Here is a 21,365-nt window from a genome sequence, read left to right on the forward strand (position 1 = left end):
AAGGGGAGCTGGGTGTCGATTCCCCTTTATTATGGATATATGAGAAATTGTTTATTCTTTATTAGCTTATTGCTAACTTTTTCGAATGCACAAGCGAGCGTGGTGGTGGGCGCGACTCGTGTGATATTTGATGGCGCCAAAGAGAGTACGGTGGTTGGTGTTGATAATAAAGATAATACTACTAATATTGTTCAGTCCTGGCTTTCTGTCGTTGATACGTCATCGCCAGTAAAAGACGCTTTTATTATTACACCACCGCTATTTCGATTAAATTCGGGAGAGAAAGGATTTGTCCGGATCGTGCGCTCAGGGAAACCATTGCCAACAGATCGCGAGTCTATGCTCTGGTTAAATGTTAAAGGCATACCCGCGATGGACAATGTGCCAGATAAAAATACGGTGCAGTTTGCCATTAACTCTAAAATTAAACTTATTTATCGTCCAAAAGAACTACAGGGCCAAATACCAGAAAACTATGCGGATAAATTACAATGGCGCCGCGATAGCAATTTTTATAGTGTTATAAATTATTCACCATTGTATATGAACTTCTCACAAATAAAGATTAGTGGTCAGAATATATCTGGAATATGGTTCGTTGCACCATTTTCTACGTTAAAAATACCGGCAAAAGCTGTTTTATCCTCTGCGGGAAGTAAAGAAATCACATGGAGCGTGATTAATGATTATGGCATGGCAGGGAAAAAATATTCCGCAATCATACAGTAGCATTGCTCTGTTTCAGACTCCGGGGTATATCGGAGTAGCATTTCTGCTATACGTTACTACCCTAAGTTCTGGCGCGCAAGCCGGAGAATACTTCAACCCTCATTTACTGGAAGTGACTGAAAGTAGTGCTACCGCTGTGGATTTATCCTGGTTATCTCAGGATACGATTCCTCCCGGTAGTTATAATCTGGATATTTATATTAATGATAAATATATATCTTCCGAGGTTGTTGAATTTAAAAAAAACACGGATAACCAGCAGATAAAGGTTCAACCCTGCATTGGCGTTGAGCTGTTAAGATCATGGTCGATTAATACCGAGCGTTATCCGCAGTTAACGGATATGGCAACGCATTGTGCCCGTCTGTCTGTTATTCCTGGCCTTGAATACTCCGTATCGTTATCGCAGCAGCGCCTCGCACTTTCCGTGCCGCAGGCGGCGTTGCTTAATCGCCCTGGAGACTATGTTCCGGAAGAACAGTGGCAGCAAGGAATAAACGCGGGTTTGCTTAACTACAGTTTGTCGGGGCAATGGAATACACCGCGGCACGGCGGTAGCGCCACCGAAAGTCAGTTTGCGAGTTTACAGCCTGGTATAAATCTGGGGCCGTGGCGTCTTCGCAACTATAGCTCGTTTGATCATGGCGATGGCGGCAGCCACTGGCAATCGGTGTATAGCTATCTTGCTCGCGATATTCATACCTTGAGAAGCCAATTCGTTCTGGGTAATACGTATACCTCATCAGGTATATATGACAGTATGAATTTTACTGGTCTGCAACTAAGCTCTGATAAGGAAATGCTGCCGGACAGTCTGCATGGTTTCGCGCCAACGATTAAAGGTATCGCGCGTACTACCGCTGAGGTCACCGTTTATCAGAATGGTTACAGTATCTATAAAACAACGGTTGCCCCCGGGGCCTTCGAGATTAAGGATCTTTATTCAACGGGGAGCGCAGGCGATCTCAACGTTAATATTAAAGAGTCCGATGGTAGTGAGCAAAATTTTATTGTGCCTTATGCGTCGCTTGCCATTTTGCAGCGAGAGGGGCAGTTGGACTATGCCTTTAGTAGCGGAAAAACGCGCGCGACCAGTTCTGGCGATAAAGAATATAATTTTATCCAGTCGACAGCGGCATACGGCGTTTCAAGCAATATTACGTTATATGCTGGATTGCAACAGGCTGAAGATAAATATACTAATATATTAATGGGTTCTGGTTTTAACTTAGGCAGTATTGGCGCGTTGTCGTTTGACGCTTCTCAGTCATTGGCAGATATTAAACAAAACGAAACCCGTTCTACGTTATCGCAAAAAAAAGGACAATCCTTACGTCTGCGCTTTAGTAAGAGCTTTATACAGACGGGAACTAATTTTTCGGTTGCGGGTTATCGCTATTCTACCGCGGGATATTACTCCTTTCAGGATTTTATCGATAATGCCTCAAATGACCGCGATTGTTGTACCTTAAATGGCCGGAAAAAAGGGCGCTTTGATGCCTCAATATCGCAATCACTATTTGGACACGGTTCTCTGTCGCTTTCTTTAGTCAATGAAACCTACTGGGATAGTTCGCGAATGGAGTCCCTGGGTATTGGCTATAGCGGGTCTGTGGGAAAAGTCTCGTATTTTATTAATTACTCATATAACCGAAACGTGCAAAGTAGCGAAAATAGTACCGAGACTAAACCTGACAGCGATACCCTTGTGTCTTTAACGCTGTCTCTGCCGCTCGGCGAGAGTCTCTCATCTAACTACAGCATGAGCTCCGGCCGTACCAGCGACACTACCCACAGCGTAGGACTGAACGGTATGATGCTGGCGGATCGATCGCTTAACTGGAATATTCAGCAAGGTTATAACGCCAGTAATAAAAGCACTTCCGGAAATATTGGCGTGGATTATCAGAGTTCCAGAGGGGATATTTCCGGCGGTTACGGCTATGACCATTATAGCAACCATTATAACTATTCATTACGCGGGGGCATGATCGCCCACGCCGGTGGACTCACGCTTTCCCGATTCCTCGGCGAGAGTTCCGCCCTGATTGCCACGCCCGGTGTGGGTGATGTGGCGGTACGCGGACAAACCAATGTCACTACCGATTCCACAGGTTACGCAATTGTGCCATATATTCGGCCGTACCATATTAATAACCTGTCATTGGATGAACAGCAGATTGCAGGTGCGGAGATCGATAATGTGGTGAAAAACGTGGTACCGACGCGCAACGCGATAGTGAGAGTGCAATACGATACTTATATTGGAGCGAAAGCGATGGTCACTTTAAAGACGCGGACCGGCGTCGCGCCGTTCGGCGCTATTGTGACTTTAGAAAAACAGCCGCAACGGCGCCAGGATATTCGCAGCAATATTGTTGGTGATGACGGGCAGGTTTATATGACAGGGCTTCAGCAAAAAGGAACCATGCTGGTGAAATGGGGTGAGGGAGACAATGAACAATGCCGCGCAAACTATGATTTGACGGGTAGAGAAAAAAGCCAGGAGATTATTTTTTATCAAACACTGTGTCATTAATTTATGCAATTGCTCAAAGCAATGGGGTTTTATAATGGGTGATGTTAAAAATATTGGCGGTATCTTGATCTGTTTATTAGGTTATTTAATCTGTGGGTTGTTTGTTATTTCGCCACCAGTTTTCGCCTATGAGGATTCAAGTACGCTCAATTTTAATGTTTCCGGAAACATTGAGGAGCCATCCTGTAACGTTGAAATAAAACCCTCTACCACCATTGATCTAGGCACGGTGTCGTATCAAACGCTTACCGGTAAAGCGGGTTCTAGTGGGGAAAGCACGCCGGTTAAGCTTGAGTTTAGTAACTGCTCCGCGGGAATCTCTACGGTCACCTTATCCTTCAGTGGCTCCTATTTTGATGATGCCCATGCTTCAATTTATAAAAACTATCAAACCGGTAGTGATGGGGCCAGCGGTGTCGGAATGCAACTGCTAAGCCAGGCGGATAACCAGCCATTAGGGCCGAACGATCGGTATGTTTATACGTTTGATGATAGTGCTGGCGCTCATACATTTAACATGATCGCCAGAATGTATTCGCCCTACGGAAAAATTAGTGCTGGCATTGTGGGATTTACCGCGACCTTTGATGTCACCTATAAATAACTATTACATGCAGGAGGATGCATGAAAAAATTTATCTGGCTAGCTCTGTTCCTGTTTACTGAGTTTAGCTGGGGGTGTGGCGGGGAAAATTACGGTGATATATCCATGACTAATTTACCTGAGAAGATTTTAGTTAGTGCCGGGAATTACTCAGCCGGAACAGTATTATATGACTCAGGAAAAATAACTCATTCGTCAACCGCTCTAACTAATTGTAAAGGAGATATCTACGCTCTCTTTCAGTGGGCCTCAAATAATGCAGGTAGTTTAATCGGTGATAATATCTATACCACCTCGTTACAAGGCGTTGGATTGAGAGTCAAAGTCTGGCTAAACATTACCGGGGAATATGACGGCGATAGTGGTGATTTCAGTAGTGACTATCAGACGCATTTTATTGGTGATGCTAATTACTATCTTGGTAAACCTTCCGGGGTACTGGATTATTATGCTTCAACCAGTTATTCACCCGCTTACCAGCTGCAGTTAGTGGCGACAGGCGGTCCAATAGCGACAAATAGTAAACTGTCTTTGACCGATCCGATCGCTACGGTTTCTGCGAAAGATAGCACAGGCACTATCGTGATTTCGCAACTGCATATTAGCGGCACCACCACGATTCAACTGACCCCGATGGGCTGTGTAACCAATAGCTCGGGGCTGAACTTCGAGATGGGTACGGTCAGCGCTTCGGCGTTTAATTCAGCGACGAAAGTGGGCTCAGCTCGGCAGTCGGTCACGCTCTCCTGCGAACCGGGCACTAACGTCTCGATGCGGGTGACGGCGGCACAAGCGGGCGGTGATAATCCTGATAACACGGTGATGGCGCTGACAGCAGATAGCAATGTCGCCACCGGTGTTGGCGTCCAGCTCAATCTGAATGGCGAGGCGCTACCGTTGAATACGGATATCAGTTTGTATTCTTCAAGCCGCACGACGGTGACCAATAGCGACGCGGATGCCGGTTATACCGTCTTTACCAACCCTGATAGCCCCGGCGGAGCTACCGCTTTGCAGACATTATCGTTTTCCGCCAACTATTATAAGACGGGGGCTGAGGTGACGGCGGGGCCGGCAAATGCGAGCGGGGTGATAACCTTTACCTATAACTAAAACACAGCCTCTTCCTCAAGGCGAGGAAGAGGCTGATACACTTAGTGCGCCTGACCGCGTTCGATACCGATACCGGTTTGCGAACGGATAAACTGAGCGCGGAACTGCTCGCGCTCGCGCATCCCTTCGGCGGAGTTATCGGTAATCGAGAACAGCCAGATGCCGATGAAAGCGATGGCGATGGAGAACAGCGCCGGGTATTCATACGGGAAGACCGCTTTCTCGTGACCAAGGATCTGCACCCAAATGGTCGGGCCGAGGATCATTAAAATCACCGCAGTGAGCAGGCCGAGCCAGCCGCCGATCATCGCGCCGCGGGTGGTCAGCTTCGACCAGTACATCGACAGCAGGATAATCGGGAAGTTACAGCTGGCGGCGATAGAGAACGCCAGGCCGACCATGAAGGCGATATTCTGGTTTTCGAACAAAATCCCCAGCAGAATCGCCACCACGCCCAGGATCAGCACGGTAATTTTCGACACTTTCAGCTCTTCACGTTCGGTCGCCCCTTTCTTGAACACGTTGGCATACAGGTCATGAGAGACCGCCGATGCCCCCGCCAGCGTCAGCCCGGCGACTACCGCCAGGATCGTGGCGAAAGCCACCGCCGAGATAAAGCCAAGGAACAGATTACCGCCGACGGCATCCGCCAGATGCACCGCCGCCATATTATTGCCGCCGATAAGCTGACCGGCGGCGTCTTTAAACGCCGGATTCGCTCCCACCAGCATGATGGCGCCGAAGCCGATGATAAAGGTAAGAATATAAAAGTAGCCCATGAAACCGGTGGCGTAGAACACGCTCTTACGCGCTTCTTTGGCGTCGCTCACGGTGAAGAAACGCATCAGAATATGCGGCAGACCCGCGGTACCGAACATCAGGCCGAGACCGAGCGATAGCGCCGAGATGGGGTCTTTCACCAGCCCGCCGGGGCTCATGATCGCCGCCCCTTTCGGATGCACCGCCATCGCTTCGGCGAACAGATTATTGAAGCTGAAGCCGACGTGCTTCATTACCATAAAGGCCATAAAGCTGGCGCCGAACAGCAGCAGGACCGCTTTGATAATCTGTACCCAGGTGGTGGCGAGCATGCCGCCGAACAGCACGTACAACACCATCAGCACGCCGACCAGCACCACCGCAACGTGGTAGTTGAGGCCGAATAGCAACTGGATGAGCTTACCGGCGCCAACCATCTGCGCGATCAGATACAGCGCCACAACCACCAGCGAACCGCAGGCGGAGAGGGTGCGGATCGGCCCCTGCTTTAGGCGGTAAGATGCTACGTCGGCAAAGGTGTAACGGCCGAGGTTACGCAGGCGTTCGGCGATCAGAAACAGAATAATCGGCCAGCCGACGAGGAAGCCGAGCGAATAGATCAGTCCATCGTAGCCGGAGGTGTAGACCAGCGCCGAAATGCCGAGGAACGAGGCCGCGGACATAAAGTCGCCGGAAATCGCCAGCCCGTTCTGGAAGCCGGTAATATTGCCGCCAGCGGTGTAGTAATCGCTGCGCGAACGTACGCGTTTTGACGCCCAGTAAGTGATGTACAGCGTCAGGGCGACGAAAATCACGAACATGATAATCGCCTGCCAGTTGGTCGGCTGACGCTGCACCGCGCCGGTAATGGCATCGGCGGCGTTAGCGGCGAAAGGGAGCGTGGCGGCAAGCGCCGTCAGGACTTTTTTCATGATGCTTGCACCTCGCTGATCACGCTTTTGGTCAACTTGTCGTATTCGCCGTTTGCCCGCCAGACGTAAATCCCGGTCAGGACGAAGGACACAATAATGACGCCGATACCAATAGGGATGCCGCGGGTCACGCTGGTGCCTTCATGCAGAGGCGTCCCCAGCCAGCCGGGCGCGAAGGCGATAAGCAAAATAAAGCCTACGTAAATGACCAACATAATGACTGACAGAATGGCGGCAAACCGTTGCCGTGATGCAACTAACTCCCTGAAATGCGCACTATTTTCTATCCGCTGACAAATTTGTTCATTCATCTTCGCGTCTCCAGAGGTAACCCTTATGTCATCCATCGGCTATCCGTCGGCAACAGTGACTCGCCCGACGCTATTGCGTCGAGTCGTCGCTGATTTACCGCTTTCCTGCTGAATAGAATCCTTGGGGGGAGTTTATGTTTTTAACCTCTCCCTCCTAAGAGGGAGAGGGGGTAGGGAATAGGTTAAGGTTATGACGGCATCGCAATGGCCTGCTTCTCTTCGAGCAGTTTGTCCACTACGCCCGGATCGGCCAGCGTCGAGGTATCCCCGAGATTACTGGTATCACCAGCAGCAATCTTACGCAGAATACGGCGCATGATTTTGCCGGAGCGGGTTTTCGGCAACGAGTCAGTCCAGTGCAGTACATCCGGCGTCGCCAGCGGGCCAATCTCTTTGCGTACCCAGTTACGTACTTCGGCATACAGCTCCGGCGTCGGCTCTTCGCCGTGATTCAGCGTCACGTAGGCGTAGATGGCCTGGCCTTTGATGTTATGCGGAATACCGACCACCGCCGCTTCGGCGATTTTCGGATGCGAAACCAGCGCGGATTCAATTTCCGCGGTGCCCAGACGGTGGCCGGAGACGTTCAGTACGTCATCGACGCGACCGGTGATCCAGTAGTAACCATCTTCGTCGCGACGGGCGCCGTCGCCGCTAAAGTACATATTTTTAAAGGTTGAGAAGTAGGTCTGCTCGAAGCGTTCATGATCGCCAAACAGGGTACGCGCCTGGCCAGGCCAGGAGTCGGCGATCGCCAGGTTGCCCTCGGTCGCGCCTTCCAGCGGCGTCCCTTCGTTGTCCACCAGTACCGGCTGGACGCCGAAGAACGGACGCGTGGCGGAACCGGCCTTCAGTTCGGTGGCGCCCGGCAGCGGGGTGATCATGAAGCCGCCGGTTTCGGTCTGCCACCAGGTGTCCATCACCGGGCATTTTTCGTTGCCGATCTTCTTCCAGTACCACTCCCAGGCTTCCGGGTTAATCGGCTCGCCGACCGAGCCGAGGATGCGCAGTGAGGAACGATCGGTACCTTCGATAGCTTTGTCGCCTTCCGCCATCAGCGCGCGGATCGCCGTCGGCGCGGTGTACAGAATATTGACCTGATGTTTATCCACTACCTGGCACATGCGCGCCGGGGTCGGCCAGTTTGGCACGCCTTCAAACATCAGCGTGGTGGCGCCGCAGGCCAGCGGGCCGTACAGCAGGTAGCTGTGACCGGTGACCCAGCCCACATCGGCGGTGCACCAGTAGATATCGCCCGGATGATAATCAAAGACGTATTTGAAGGTAGTCGCCGCATACACCAGGTAGCCGCCGGTAGTGTGCAGCACGCCTTTCGGCTTGCCGGTCGAGCCGGAGGTATAGAGGATGAACAGCGGGTCTTCGGCGTTCATTTCCACCGCTTCATGTTGGTCATCCGCTTTTTCAATCAGATCGCTCCACCACAGGTCGCGACCTTCCTGCCAGTCGATTTTGCCGCCGGTGCGTTTGAGTACCACTACGTGCTCGATGCTGGTGACGTGCGGGTTTTTCAGCGCATCATCGACGTTTTTCTTCAGCGGGATGGCGCGACCGGCGCGTAACCCCTCGTCAGAGGTGATCACCAGGCGAGCGCTGGAGTCGATAATGCGTCCGGCAACCGCTTCCGGCGAAAAGCCGCCGAAGATAACCGAATGGATAGCGCCGATGCGCGCGCAGGCCAGCATGGCGACGGCGGCTTCAGGCACCATCGGCATATAGATAGCAACGACATCGCCTTTTTTAATGCCCAGATCGAGCAATACGTTGGCAAAACGGCAAACATCGCGATGGAGCTGGCGATAAGTGATGTTTTTGCTCTGGCTGGCGTCGTCGCCTTCCCAGATGATCGCGGTCTGGTCGCCGCGCTCGTGCAGATGGCGGTCGAGACAGTTGGCCGCGAGGTTCAGGGTGCCATCTTCATACCATTTGATGGAGATGTTTCCCGGGGCGAAAGAGGTATTTTTTACCTGCGTATAGGGCTTAATCCAGTCGAGGATTTTGCCTTGCTCACCCCAGAAGGCATCTGGGTTGCTGATGGATTGTTGGTAGTTCACCTGGTACTGTTGCGGATTCATCAGGCAATGTTCCGCAATCTCTGCGGGAATAGGGTGTTTATGTATTTGGCTCATGGCTTTTTTTCTCCTTTAACTTGTTAAATATATGTCAAATAACCGTTAAGAATAGGGGCTTTATGAGCTTTGTTTACTATTTGGGGGGCAGATCACGCATTGATTAAACTGAATGAAATTCAATCAAATGAAACTTTGAAGTGAAATAATTTACAGCGTGGATTTATAGAAACTGAATGTGTTAAATATTTTTTATAACAAATACTTATGCAATGTAATGCGCTGAAATGGGCGGGTTTATGCAGAAAACCAGAGGAAAGCCCTGTTCTTAAAGGCTTGCGCAGCATGCCGTGCAAATGATACTGATATTGCGCGTTAAATAACCCCATAAAGCAACGCAACACAATTCATACCCCTTTCAGTGGGTGCCATTACCTCCCGGAATGGTGCCTTTCATTGAGGAAGTCAGTAGTGATGAAAAAAACAAAAGTCAGCCTGGCCTGGCAGATTTTGCTAGCCCTGGTGCTTGGCATACTTCTGGGCAGCTACCTGCATTACCACGCCGAAAGCCGTGATTGGTTAATCTCAAACCTCCTGACCCCGGCGGGCGATATCTTTATCCACCTGATTAAAATGATTGTCGTCCCGATTGTCATCTCGACGCTGGTGGTGGGCATTGCGGGTGTAGGCGACGCCAAGCAACTGGGCCGCATCGGCGCCAAGACCATTATCTATTTTGAAGTGATCACCACGGTGGCGATTGTGCTGGGGATCACCCTGGCGAACGTCTTCCAACCGGGCAGCGGCATTGATATGTCGCAGCTGGCGGCGGTCGATATCTCGAAATATCAGAACACCACCGCAGAGGTGCAGAGCCACGCTCATGGCCTGATGGGGACTATCCTGTCGCTGGTGCCGACCAATATCGTCGCCTCGATGGCGAAAGGCGATATGCTGCCGATTATCTTCTTCTCGGTGCTGTTCGGTCTGGGCCTCTCTTCATTGCCGGCGACCCATCGCGAACCGCTGGTCACCGTTTTCCGTTCTATCTCTGAAACCATGTTCAAAGTGACGCACATGGTAATGCGCTATGCGCCGGTCGGGGTCTTTGCCCTGATCTCGGTGACCGTCGCCACCTTCGGCTTCGCTTCGCTGTGGCCGCTGGCTAAGCTGGTTATCCTGGTTTACTTCGCGATTCTGTTCTTCGCGCTGGTGGTGCTGGGTATCGTGGCGCGGGTATGTGGGCTGAGCATCTGGATCCTGATTCGTATCCTTAAAGATGAGCTGATTCTGGCTTATTCCACGGCGAGCTCCGAGAGCGTGCTGCCGCGTATCATTGAGAAAATGGAAGCCTACGGCGCGCCGGCCTCCATCACCAGCTTCGTGGTGCCGACCGGCTACTCCTTTAACCTCGATGGTTCGACGCTATATCAGAGCATCGCGGCGATCTTCATCGCCCAGCTGTACGGTATCGACCTCTCCCTGTGGCAGGAAATCACTCTCGTGCTGACGCTGATGGTGACCTCGAAAGGCATCGCGGGTGTACCGGGCGTCTCCTTCGTGGTGCTGCTGGCGACCCTGGGTAGCGTGGGGATCCCGCTGGAAGGGCTGGCGTTTATTGCCGGCGTCGACCGTATCCTCGATATGGCGCGTACCGCGCTGAACGTGGTCGGCAACGCGCTGGCGGTGCTGGTTATCGCCAAGTGGGAACATAAGTTTGATCGCAAGAAAGCGCTGGCGTATGAACGCGAAGTGCTGGGCAAGTTTGATAAAACCGCCCAATAAGATGTCAGAGCCCGGCCATTCGCGCCGGGCTTTTTTTAGCCTTTGGTTATCCTGTCGAACTCTTCACATCCGGTATCAAACCCCTCCTGACAGCTGACGTTAAGCCAGTGCAGCGCTTTTTGCGGGTTTGGTTCGATAAAACCTTTCTCTCCCTGCTGGAACATCATCCCTGCCCAGTATTCGGCATAGCCGGTGCGTGAAAGCGCCGAGCTGCCTTTGAAGTACTGCGCGGCCTTGAGGTCATCTTCCGGCGGCAGCACGCCGCTGGCGTAGATAAGCCCCAGCAGCATCTGCGCATCGACGGCTGAGTCGCTCTCTTCATCTTTGGCCGCATCCTGCAGCAGCCTGATGGCGTGCGCATAATCGGTGGGGCCAGCCTGCTGATTGACCAGCACGCGGGCGAGGATAATCTCGCCAGCCTTGCTGCCGGCCTGCACGGATTTTTCCGCTAGCTGTCGGGCCTGTTGATAGTCGGCCTGCTGCGGGTTACGGATTTTAAGCTGAGCCAGCAGCGCCATCGCGTCGCCATCGCCCTGCGCCGCCGCTTTCTGCGCCCAGTATTCAGCCTGTTGATAGTTGCCGGAGCTAACCCAGGTATCCGCCAGATAAAACTGCGCGCGTGGGTCGCCAGCTTCGGCCTGCTGTTGGTATTGGCTGCCCGGATCCGCAGCGTCTGCGGCGAAGCTTGTCAGCGCCAGCAGTAAATAGAGGTATTTCATTTTTTTATTATCAGTAAGGGAGACCCCCGCAGTATAAAGGGCGGCGGAAAAGAAGAAAATGGCGGGAATTAGCGGGGTGAATACCCGGATAGCGGCGCATAGCACCTTATCCGGGCTACGGTTCGGTATTCGGTTGGTAGCCCCGGTAAGCGTAAGCGCCACCGGGGAAGGGCCCGGATATCGGGTAAGGCCGTCGAACCTTAACCCATCGCGCTTTCGCGCAGGCGGGCTTTCAGCTTGTTGTACTCCTCGATTACGTACTGTTCCGCCGCGCGCTGATCGGCAATCCGCTCAACGTTAACTGCGCAGTACTTGTACTCCGGCGTTTTGGTTATCGGACTCAGGTTCTCCGACACCAGCTCGTTACAGGCGCCGATCCACCACTGGTAGGTCATGTACACCGCGCCTTTATTCGGTCGATCGCTGACCTGCGCGCGGGTGATGATGCGGCCCTTACGCGAATTGACCCACACCAGCGCTTCATCTTCGATGCCTAACCGTTCGGCGTCGGCGGTGTTGATTTGCGCATAGCCCGGTTCATCCGCCAGCGCTGCCAGCGCCGCGCAGTTGCCGGTCATCGAACGGCAGGAGTAGTGGCCGACCTCGCGCACCGTTGAGAGCACCATCGGATACTCGTCGGTGAGCTTATCGATCGGCGCGACCCAGTCGCAGGTGAAGAACTGCGCCAGCCCGTTCGGGGTATCGAACTTCTCTTTAAACAGATACGACGTCCCCTGGTCGGCGTCGGACTCATCGCGGCATGGCCACATGACATAGCCGAGTTCGCCCATTTTCTCATAGGTGGCGCCGTAGAAGTCCGGGCACAGATGCCGCAACTCATCCCAGATCTCCTGGGTGTTGTTGTAGTGCATCGGATAGCCCATCCGGGTGGCGATTTCGCTGATGATCTGCCAGTCGGTTTTCAGGTCCCACTTCGGCTCCACCGCTTTAAAGAAGCGCTGGAAGCCGCGGTCCGCTGCGGTATACACGCCTTCGTGCTCGCCCCACGAGGTGGACGGCAGGATGACGTCGGCCGCGGCGGCGGTTTTGGTCATGAAAATATCCTGGACGATAACCAGTTCCAGCTGTTCAAACGCCTTGCGCACCGCAGAAAGCTCGGCATCGGTCTGCAGCGGATCCTCGCCCATAATGTACGCCGCGCGGACTTCGCCGTGTTCGGCGCGGTGCGGCAGCTCGCTGATGCGATAACCGGTATGTTCCGGCAGGCTGTCGACGCCCCAGGCTCTGGCAAACTTCTCGCGGTTTTCCGGGAACTTAACGTACTGGTAGCCCGGATAGGTATCCGGCAGTGCGCCCATGTCGCAGGCGCCCTGGACGTTGTTCTGCCCGCGTACCGGGTTGACGCCGACGCTCGGCTTGCCGAGGTTGCCGGTAAGGATCGCGAGGCTGGTCAGCGACCGCACGGTCTCCACGCCCTGGTAGAACTGGGTGACGCCCATGCCCCACAGGATGGCGGCGGATTTGGCGCTGGCGTACATCCGGGCGCAGGCGCGGATCTCCTGAGCGCTGACGCCGGTTATCTCTTCCACCGACTCCGGCGTGTAGCCTTCGACGATTTTGCGATACTCCTCGAAGCCCTCGGAACGGCTGGCGACGAAGGATTTATCGTACAGATCCTCTTCAATAATGACGTGGCCAATGGCGTTGAGCAGCGCGATATTCGAGCCGTTCTTCAGCGCAATGTGCATGTCGGCGATGCGCGCGGTCTCAATTTTGCGCGGGTCGCAGACGATGATTTTCGCCCCGTTGCGTTTGGCGTTAATGACGTGATTCGCCACGATAGGGTGGGAATCCGCCGGGTTGTAACCGAAGATAAACACCAGGTCGGTGTTATCAATCTCCGTGATGGCATTACTCATGGCGCCGTTACCGACCGACTGGTGCAGACCTGCAACCGAAGGGCCGTGTCAGACGCGAGCGCAGCAGTCGACGTTATTGGTGCCAATAACGGCGCGCGCGAATTTTTGCATCACGTAGTTGGTTTCATTACCGGTACCACGGGAGGAGCCGGTGGTCTGGATCGCGTCCGGGCCATATTTTTCTTTAATGGCGCCAAGGCGGGTGGCGACGTAATCGAGCGCCTCATCCCAGGAGACGGCTTCCAGTTTGCCGCCACGTTGGCGACGGATCATGGGGGTTTTGAGACGCGGGGTCAGGATCTGGGTATCGTTAATGAAGTCCCAGCCATAATAGCCTTTCAGACACAGGGTGCCCTGATTGGTTTTCCCCTGCGCCGCCTCAGCCCGGACGATTTTGCCGTTATCGACCACCAGGTTGATTTTGCAACCTGATGCGCAATACGGGCAAACCGTGACGACTTTTTTCATCGGTTTTGCTCCAGTTAATCAATTAGCGCTGACGCGCAATCGACCGTCACTATGCATCTTCTATGCCATGTTTTCATTGTGGGTATTGACGGATAGTACGCGGCTTTTTTGGGCGAAATGCTGACGAAAAACAGGTCATCGTCAGTTTTGACGTGACGAAAAGCCTGGAGATGTGACGCCGATTATAAAAACGGCAGCGAAAAATGGATTTGTCGTCGCCCGCTTGCACAATCGACCAGACTGACACTATTCCCGCCTGGCAGAGGTAAACCATGAAACCGGTCATTTTGGTGATTGATGATGACGCCGCGATCTGCGAGCTGCTGAGCGACGTGCTCGGCGCCCACGCGTTCGAGGTGGTGGCCTGCCAGAACGGCGGCGAAGCGCTGGCGACGGTCGCCCGGCGCGCAGATATCGCGCTGGTGCTGCTGGATATGATCTTGCCGGATACCAATGGATTGCTGGTGTTACAACAGCTGCAGCGCACGCGGCCTGAGCTACCGGTGATAATGCTTTCCGGGCTGGGAAGCGAATCGGATGTGGTGGTCGGGCTGGAAATGGGCGCCGACGATTACATCGCCAAACCGTTTAATGCCCGTGTAGTGGTGGCGCGCGTCAAGGCGGTGCTGCGGCGCAGCGGGGCGATCGGCGCGGAAAGCCTCGTGCCGGGCGGGGAGCATGGGCTGTTGTTTAACGGCTGGCGGCTGGATACCCGCCGCTGTGAGCTGTTTAATCCCCAACAGCAGAGCGTGGCGTTAACCCAGGGGGAGTATGGATTGTTGCTGGCGCTGGCGCAAAACGCCCGCCGGGTTCTGAACCGTGAACAGCTGCTGGCGCTGACCCATAATGAGAGCATGGAGGTATTCGACCGCACGATCGATGTGCTGATCATGCGCCTGCGGCGTAAAGTTGAGGTCAATCCGCATCAGCCCACCTTGATTAAAACCCTGCGCGGGCTGGGCTACGTTTTCGCCGCTGACGTTATCCATAACGACAAAGCGGCGTAGGGCGAAAAGAGACCCGGCGCCGCTTTGCCGCGTTATTTCACCGTCCAGCCCTTGTAGCTGCTGACGTTATTTTTATCGATCATTTTCACCGGGATCAGCACCGGCGCGGCTGGCGCGGGCTTGCCCTGCAGAATGTCATAACCGATTTCCACCGCCTTCGCCGCCATGACCTGCGGGTCCTGCGCCGGCGTGGCGACGAACAGCGAATTTTTACGCTTCAGCGCCTCTTCGCCGTCCGGACTGCCGTCGACGCCCACGATAAAGAACTCATTACGTTGCGCCTGTTTCGCCGCCAGATCGGCGCCAATCGCCGTCGGATCGTTAATCGCGAACACGCCGTCAATCTTCGGATTAGCTGCCAGCAGCGACGTCATCACCTCCAGCCCGCCTTCGCGGCTGCCTTTCGCGTTCTGGTTGGCAGAGAGGATTTTGATATCCGGATGTTTTTTGAATTCGGTTTCGCAGCCTTCAACGCGGTTCTGCACCGCGGAAACCGGCGGCCCGTTGATAATCACCACGTTGCCTTTGTTGTTCAGGCGATCGCTAATGTATTTACAGGCCATCGCGCCGGCCTGGGTATTATCGGAGGTGATGGTGGCATCGGCGCCTTCGGCGGCGACGTCAACCGCCACCACCACGATCCCGGCCTCTTTCGCCCGCTTCACCGCCGGGCCGATACCTTTTGAATCAGCGGCGTTGAGGATGATCATATCGACTTTGGCGGCGATAAAGTTATCGATCTGCGCTACCTGCTGCCCCAGGTCGTAGCCGCTCGACACCAGCGTGACCTTCACTTTATCCCCCGCCAGCTTGCGCGCTTCCAGCTCGGCCCCCTTGGTGATTTGCACGAAGAACGGGTTGGCGAGGTCGCCCACCGTCACGCCTATCGCTTGTAGATCTTTGGCCGACGCAAAAGGGGAGGCGGCCAGCAGCGCGCCGGCACACAGCGCGGTCACTATCGGTTTTAAACGCATTCGCTTTTCCTCGCAGGTAAGATGTTGTTGTTATGCACTTTGATGGTGTCGGGTACGGTATTTGTCGATCAGCACCGCTATGATGATCACCGCCCCTTTGATCACCAATTGCCAGAAGTAGGAGACGCCCATCAGCGTCATGCCGTTGTTGAGGGTGGCGATAATCAGCGCCCCCACCAGCGTACCGGTGATGGTGCCTATACCGCCGACGAAACTGGTGCCGCCGAGGATCACCGCGGCAATGGCGTCCAGCTCATAGCCGACGCCGAGGTTGCCGTTGGCGCTGTACAGCCGCGAGGCGCTCATCACCCCGCCGAGCCCGGAAAGCAGCCCGCTCATGCCGTAGACGAACAGCAGCACCAGCCAGACTTTAATCCCCGTCAGCCGCGCCGCCTGCATGTTGCCGCCAACGGCGTAAATATGAATACCGAGGGTGGTGCGGCGCAGGATAAACCAGCATACCGCCACGACCGCCAGCGCTATCACCACCAGCCACGGCACCGGGCCGAGATAGTTATTGCCGATCCATTCAAAACTAATATCGGAGTTAATCACAGTGGTGCCGTCGGCCAGCAGATAGGCGGCGCCGCGCAGCGCGGTGTAGGTGCCAAGGGTGACAATAAACGGCGGTAGTCCGGCGAAGGCCACCAGCGCGCCGTTGAACAGACCGAGCAGCAGGCCGAGCATCAGAGCCGCCGGAATCGACAGCATCGCGAATGGTGGGATGAGCGATACCACCATCGCCGCAACCGCAGTGGTGCCGAGAATTGACCCCACCGACAGATCGATACCGCCGGTAAGAATAATAAAGGTCATCCCCGCCGCCAGCACGATGTTGATGGAGGACTGGCGGGTAATATTCAGCAGGTTGCTTTCGGTAAAGAAGTTCGGCGCGACGAAGCCGAACACCGCGACGATCAGGATTAAAATCGGCAGGATGCCGACGGTTTGCATCAGGTCGCCCATCAGCATTTTTTTTGCCGAGGCGGATTTCGCCGCCGGCGCGGAGGTCTCTTTCGGTATGCTCATGCTTGTCCTGCCTTTAGGTGAGAATCGTTCACGCCGGTCGCCAGCGTCATAATGCTTTCCTGACTGATCTCGCCAACCTGCAACTCGCCGGCGATAGCGCCTTCGCGCATCACGTATACCCGGTCGCTCATGCCTACGATTTCCGGCAATTCGCTGGAGATCATTAAAATGGCGACGCCCTGGCGGGCCATCTGATTCATGATGCGGTAAATCTCGCTTTTGGCGCCGACGTCAACGCCGCGGGTCGGTTCATCCAGGATAAGAATGCGCGGGCCGATCGCCACCCAGCGTGAAATCAGCAGCTTTTGCTGATTGCCGCCGGAAAGCCCGCCGGCGCGCACCTGAGCATGCGGGACGCGGATGTTCAGCAGCTGGATGGCGTCATCGGAGATGGTTTGCGCCTTCTTACGGTCGAGCATTCCCCAGTTGGCGTCGCGCTCAAGCGTCGCCATGGTGATGTTCTCCTGCGCCGCCAGTTCGAGAAACAGCCCCTGTTCCTTACGGTTTTCGGTCAGAAAGCCGATCCCGAGGTCGATAGCTTCGCGCGGCGAGTGAATAACCACCGGTTCGCCGTCGATTTCAATCACCCCGGCGGTGGCTTTGCGGACGCCGAAAATCAGCTGCGCCAGTTCGGAACGCCCGGCGCCGACCAGCCCGGCGAGGCCAACGATTTCCCCGGCGTGCACCACCAAACTGCTGGGATGCACTTTGCCGCCGTCGCTGAGATCCTGCACCCGCAGGCGCGGCTGGCCGCGCGGGATATCGCGCTCTTTATTGAACAGATCGCTAAGCGGACGGCCAACCATCATGCGCACTAATTCGGGGGCGCTAAGGTGGTCGCGGGTGAGGCTGCCGACATACTGGCCATCGCGCAGCACGCTGACCCGGTCGGAGAGTTCATACACTTCGGCCATGCGGTGGCTGATATAGATGATTGCCATCCCTTCATCGCGCAGGCGTAAAATCAGCTCAAACAGGCGCTGAGTTTCTCGCGAGGAGAGGGCGGCGGTAGGTTCATCCATCACCAGAATGCGGCTGTTGCGATGCAGCGCGCGGGCGATTTCCACCTGCTGCTGTTCGGCGATAGTCAGCTTCATCACCCGGTCGCTGGCTTTGAACTGCGCGCCGAGCCGGTCGATAACCGCCTGCGCCTGGGACTCCATCTCTTTACGCTGTACCAGACCGCCGCGGGAAAGCTCGCTGCCGAGGAAAATGTTTTCCGCGACGGTGAGATTCGGCGCCAGCTGCATCTCCTGATAGATAAGCGTAATCCCTGCCGCCAGCGCATCTTTCGGGCCTCTGATCGTCTGCGGTTGTCCGTCGATCAGGATCTCGCCGCTGGAGGCGGTATAGGCGCCGGCGAGGATCTTCATCAACGTGCTTTTTCCCGCGCCGTTTTCGCCCATCAGCGCGTGGATCTCGCCGGGCCAGACCGTCAGATCCACCCCTTTCAGCGCATAAAATTTGCCGAAAACTTTGGCGATGTTGCGCATGGATAGCACCGGTGTTCCCTGCATGCCTGCTCTCCTGGCTGCGTTGTCGATGTCGGCACTTCATCACCGCAACGTAAATGAGTGATGTCATCGGCCATTCATAATTGTCATATTTTTGAATAGTTAATGCAGATCACAATTACGCCGAGAAATTTTCTTCACCTTCGGCGACAGTACGGGAATGATGGGAGAAAACGCCTGACCGGAGTCGCCATGCCTTCTCGCCATCCGTACTTTTTCGTTAGCGCCCGCGGTCGCCTGCTGTCATTTAACTTGTTGATGGTGGCGGTGACGTTAATGGTCGCCGGAGTGGCGATTTTCGGTTTTCGCCATGCCAGTCAGTTGCAGGAGCAGGTGCAGCTGCAAACGCTTAGCGACATGAACGGCAGTATGAATCTGGCGCGTGATACCGCTAACGTCGCTACCGCGGCGGTGCGGTTGTCGCAGGTGGTTGGCGCGCTGGAGTATAAAAGCGAAGCGCAACGGCTGCTGGAAACCCAACAGGCGCTGAAGCATTCGTTGGGCCAGTTGGCCTCGGCGCCGTTGGCCCGGCAGGAACTGGCGCTGGTAGCGAGCATTATTCGTCGTAGCAACGAGCTGCAGCAGAGTGTCGCCGGCATGCTGGAACGCGGGCAACGCCGCCATCTGCAGCGCAATGAACTGCTGAGCGCGCTGTATCAAAACCAGAGCTATTTGCGCCATTTGCAGGATCTCAACGATCGCGATGGTAAAGCGGCGATCGATCCTCAGCGTTTAAACGAGATGGACCGGTTGATCGTCGCCGCGATACACACTGCGACGCCGCGCTCGATCGTCCTGCAGCTCGATGACATCAGACGCTTTTTACCGCGCAACGATAGCGATTCTGCGCTGGCCTTTATCCTGCCGGATTTCAACGCCGAACTGGCGCGGCTGGCGCCGCTATCGGCGCAGCTTGAAGAGAGCGATCTGGCGATCGGTTGGTATATGTTTCATATCAAAGCGCTGGTTGCGCTGCTTAATGGCGATATTAATCAATATGTTGCCAGAGTCGCTCAAGCTTCGGAGGCGCGAGCGGCGCAAAGCCACCAGCAGTTGCGCTCCATCAGCACGTTTATCCTGCTGGCCGCGCTGCTGGCGCTGGCGATCACCGGGTGCGCTGGCTGGTATATCTATCGTAATCTTGGCCTCAATCTGAACGCGATATCCGGCGCGATGTCGCGGCTGGCGCACGGCGAGCAGAACGTGACGGTGCCGGCCCTGCAACGGCGTGATGAGCTTGGCGAACTGGCGCGCGCCTTTAACGTTTTCGCTCGCAATACCGCTTCCCTTGAACACACCACCCGCCTGCTGCGGGAGAAAACCACCCAGATGGAGATCGACCGCCTTGAGCGACAGGGGCTGGAGGAGGCGCTGCTGCATAGCCAAAAAATGAAAGCCGTCGGCCAGCTTACCGGCGGCCTGGCGCACGATTTTAACAACCTGCTGGCGGTGATTATCGGCAGCCTCGAACTGGTACAGCCGGATGAGCGCGATGCGCCGCGGATATCGCGGGCGCTGAAGGCTGCCGAACGCGGCGCCTTACTTACTCAGCGGTTGCTGGCCTTTTCGCGTAAACAGGCGCTGAACCCGCAGGCGGTGGCGCTGCAGCCGTTGCTGGAGAATGTCTGCGAACTGATGCGTCATTCGCTCCCCGCATCGTTGCGTCTCGAAATAGAAGCGCAGTCGCCTGCCTGGCCGGCGTGGATCGATGTCGGACAACTGGAAAACGCGATTATCAACCTGGTGATGAACGCCCGCGACGCTATGGAGGGGCGGTCAGGCGTTATCGCGCTACGAACCTGGAACCAGCGGGTCACCCGTAGCGATGGACGGCGTCAGGATATGGTGGCGCTGGAGGTGATTGACCACGGCTGCGGCATGTCGCAGGAGATAAAAGCGCAGGTTTTCGAGCCCTTCTTTACCACCAAACAGACCGGTAGCGGCAGCGGTCTTGGGCTGTCGATGGTGTACGGTTTTGTGCGCCAGTCGGGCGGGCGCGTGGCGATTGAAAGCGCGCCGGGGCAGGGCACCACCGTTCGTTTGCAGCTACCGCGAGCCACGGCAGCGGCGGAGGATGAACGAACGCCGTTGGTTAGCGAACCGATGGTGAGCGGCGAGCGGCTGGCGTTGGTGCTTGAGGATGAAGCCGATGTGCGCCAGACGTTATGCGAGCAGCTGCATCAGCTTGGCTGGATGACGCTGGAGGCACAAAGCGGCGAGCAAGCGCTGCAGATGCTGGCGGCCTCCGGGGATATCGCGTTGTTGATCAGCGATTTAATGCTCCCTGGGGGGCTGAGCGGCGCCGAGGTCATTCACGAAGCGCAACGCCGCTTCCCGGCGGTGGCGCTGCTATTGATTAGCGGCCAGGATTTGCGCCCTGCGCATAATCCGGCGTTGCCTGAGGTTGAACGACTGCGCAAGCCTTTCACCCGCACGCAGCTGGCGCAGGCGTTGCGTGCGGCGATGGCGCGGATTTGAGATTCCTCCGCTACACGCGGCAAATAGGGTTGATTAAGGTACCACCAGTACCCTGATGAGACTGGCCACGATGAAACGTTACGCAACCGCTCTGTTTTTTTGCACGCTGGCGCTGAGCAGCCAACTGGCCCATGCCGATATTATTGACGACGCTATTGGCAATATTCAGCAAGCCATCAACGATGCCTACAATCCGGGCAGCAGCCGTTCCGACGACGACGACGGGCGCTATGACGACGGACGCTACGATGACGGCAGCTATCAGGGCAGCCGCCAGCAGCGTAGGGATAACCAGCAGCAATATAACGATCGCCAGCGCCAGCTTGACGACCGCCGTCGCCAGCTGGATGAACGCCAGCGCCAGCTTGATAGCGATCGTCGCCAGCTGGAGAGCGACCAGCGCCGTCTCGACGACGATTACTGATTTTCCATTGCCA

The 21,365-nt window shown here is 55.3% G+C and carries 16 protein-coding genes; 8 read left to right on the forward strand and 8 right to left on the reverse strand.

The window, feature by feature from the left end:
- Positions 1–39 precede the first annotated feature (39 nt).
- From ABLV07_RS16700 to ABLV07_RS16715, 4 genes are read left to right on the forward strand one after another with little or no spacing between them, the layout of a single operon-like run.
- Positions 40–729 (forward strand): fimbrial assembly chaperone, encoded by a 690-nt coding sequence (locus ABLV07_RS16700; RefSeq protein WP_045412667.1) that lies wholly within the window; start codon positions 40–42, stop codon positions 727–729.
- Positions 683–3,268 carry a fimbria/pilus outer membrane usher protein gene (locus ABLV07_RS16705; RefSeq protein WP_348853870.1) on the forward strand — a complete coding sequence of 862 codons (2,586 nt, stop codon included), beginning with the start codon at positions 683–685 and terminating at the stop codon, positions 3,266–3,268. Before ABLV07_RS16700 ends, ABLV07_RS16705 begins: the two co-directional genes overlap by 47 nt.
- Before the next feature lie 34 nt (positions 3,269–3,302).
- Entirely contained in the window at positions 3,303–3,872 is a 570-nt protein-coding gene (locus ABLV07_RS16710; protein ID WP_015368722.1) for a fimbrial protein, read from the forward strand.
- 21 nt (positions 3,873–3,893) lie between these two features.
- Positions 3,894–4,985 (forward strand): type 1 fimbrial protein, encoded by a 1,092-nt coding sequence (locus ABLV07_RS16715; protein ID WP_171830015.1) that lies wholly within the window; start codon positions 3,894–3,896, stop codon positions 4,983–4,985.
- A gap of 41 nt (positions 4,986–5,026) precedes the next feature.
- Here ABLV07_RS16715 and actP read toward each other — a convergent pair whose 3' ends face one another.
- The 3 genes from actP to acs all read right to left on the reverse strand — a co-directional run bounded on the left by actP (position 5,027) and on the right by acs (position 9,134).
- A complete protein-coding gene (gene actP, locus ABLV07_RS16720; RefSeq protein WP_015704067.1) occupies positions 5,027–6,676 on the reverse strand; it encodes a cation/acetate symporter ActP in 1,650 nt (549 codons plus the stop codon).
- Complete coding sequence (locus ABLV07_RS16725; RefSeq protein ID WP_015704068.1) at positions 6,673–6,987, reverse strand: DUF485 domain-containing protein; 315 nt, start codon at positions 6,985–6,987, stop codon at positions 6,673–6,675. The genes actP and ABLV07_RS16725 overlap by 4 nt, the downstream gene beginning before the upstream one ends.
- A gap of 188 nt (positions 6,988–7,175) precedes the next feature.
- Positions 7,176–9,134 carry an acetate--CoA ligase gene (gene acs / locus ABLV07_RS16730; RefSeq protein ID WP_032709622.1) on the reverse strand — a complete coding sequence of 653 codons (1,959 nt, stop codon included), beginning with the start codon at positions 9,132–9,134 and terminating at the stop codon, positions 7,176–7,178.
- A gap of 414 nt (positions 9,135–9,548) precedes the next feature.
- Here acs and gltP point away from each other — a divergent pair, with 414 nt between their 5' ends.
- Positions 9,549–10,859 (forward strand): glutamate/aspartate:proton symporter GltP, encoded by a 1,311-nt coding sequence (gene gltP / locus ABLV07_RS16735; RefSeq protein WP_015368716.1) that lies wholly within the window; start codon positions 9,549–9,551, stop codon positions 10,857–10,859.
- Between the two features lie 35 nt (positions 10,860–10,894).
- Here gltP and ABLV07_RS16740 read toward each other — a convergent pair whose 3' ends face one another.
- The gene (locus ABLV07_RS16740) at positions 10,895–11,578 is read right to left on the reverse strand and encodes a tetratricopeptide repeat protein (RefSeq protein WP_026612428.1); all 684 of its coding nucleotides are present in this window, start codon (positions 11,576–11,578) and stop codon (positions 10,895–10,897) included.
- A gap of 200 nt (positions 11,579–11,778) precedes the next feature.
- Positions 11,779–13,926, reverse strand: a complete 2,148-nt coding sequence (gene fdhF, locus ABLV07_RS16745) for a formate dehydrogenase subunit alpha (protein ID WP_080624900.1) — start codon at positions 13,924–13,926, stop codon at positions 11,779–11,781.
- 272 nt (positions 13,927–14,198) lie between these two features.
- On the opposite strand from fdhF, the gene ABLV07_RS16750 reads away from it, so the two are divergent.
- Positions 14,199–14,933, forward strand: a complete 735-nt coding sequence (locus tag ABLV07_RS16750) for a response regulator transcription factor (RefSeq protein WP_045362674.1) — start codon at positions 14,199–14,201, stop codon at positions 14,931–14,933.
- Between the two features lie 32 nt (positions 14,934–14,965).
- On the opposite strand, the gene ABLV07_RS16755 is transcribed toward ABLV07_RS16750, so the two are convergent.
- From ABLV07_RS16755 to ABLV07_RS16765, 3 genes are read right to left on the reverse strand one after another with little or no spacing between them, the layout of a single operon-like run.
- Positions 14,966–15,907 carry an ABC transporter substrate-binding protein gene (locus tag ABLV07_RS16755; protein ID WP_015368709.1) on the reverse strand — a complete coding sequence of 314 codons (942 nt, stop codon included), beginning with the start codon at positions 15,905–15,907 and terminating at the stop codon, positions 14,966–14,968.
- Between the two features lie 30 nt (positions 15,908–15,937).
- A complete protein-coding gene (locus ABLV07_RS16760) occupies positions 15,938–16,936 on the reverse strand; it encodes a putative carbohydrate ABC transporter permease (RefSeq protein ID WP_015368708.1) in 999 nt (332 codons plus the stop codon).
- The gene (locus tag ABLV07_RS16765) at positions 16,933–18,453 is read right to left on the reverse strand and encodes a sugar ABC transporter ATP-binding protein (protein ID WP_045367893.1); all 1,521 of its coding nucleotides are present in this window, start codon (positions 18,451–18,453) and stop codon (positions 16,933–16,935) included. The genes ABLV07_RS16760 and ABLV07_RS16765 overlap by 4 nt, the downstream gene beginning before the upstream one ends.
- A gap of 189 nt (positions 18,454–18,642) precedes the next feature.
- Here ABLV07_RS16765 and ABLV07_RS16770 point away from each other — a divergent pair, with 189 nt between their 5' ends.
- Entirely contained in the window at positions 18,643–20,928 is a 2,286-nt protein-coding gene (locus ABLV07_RS16770) for an ATP-binding protein (RefSeq protein ID WP_047045317.1), read from the forward strand.
- Positions 20,929–20,998: 70 nt separating this feature from the next.
- A complete protein-coding gene (gene yjdP, locus ABLV07_RS16775; RefSeq protein ID WP_015368705.1) occupies positions 20,999–21,352 on the forward strand; it encodes a DDRRRQL repeat protein YjdP in 354 nt (117 codons plus the stop codon).
- The last annotated feature ends 13 nt before the right edge of the window (positions 21,353–21,365 follow it).

It is taken from the genome of Klebsiella sp. CN_Kp097 (genome assembly GCF_040064495.1).
Taxonomy (GTDB): domain Bacteria; phylum Pseudomonadota; class Gammaproteobacteria; order Enterobacterales; family Enterobacteriaceae; genus Klebsiella; species Klebsiella aerogenes.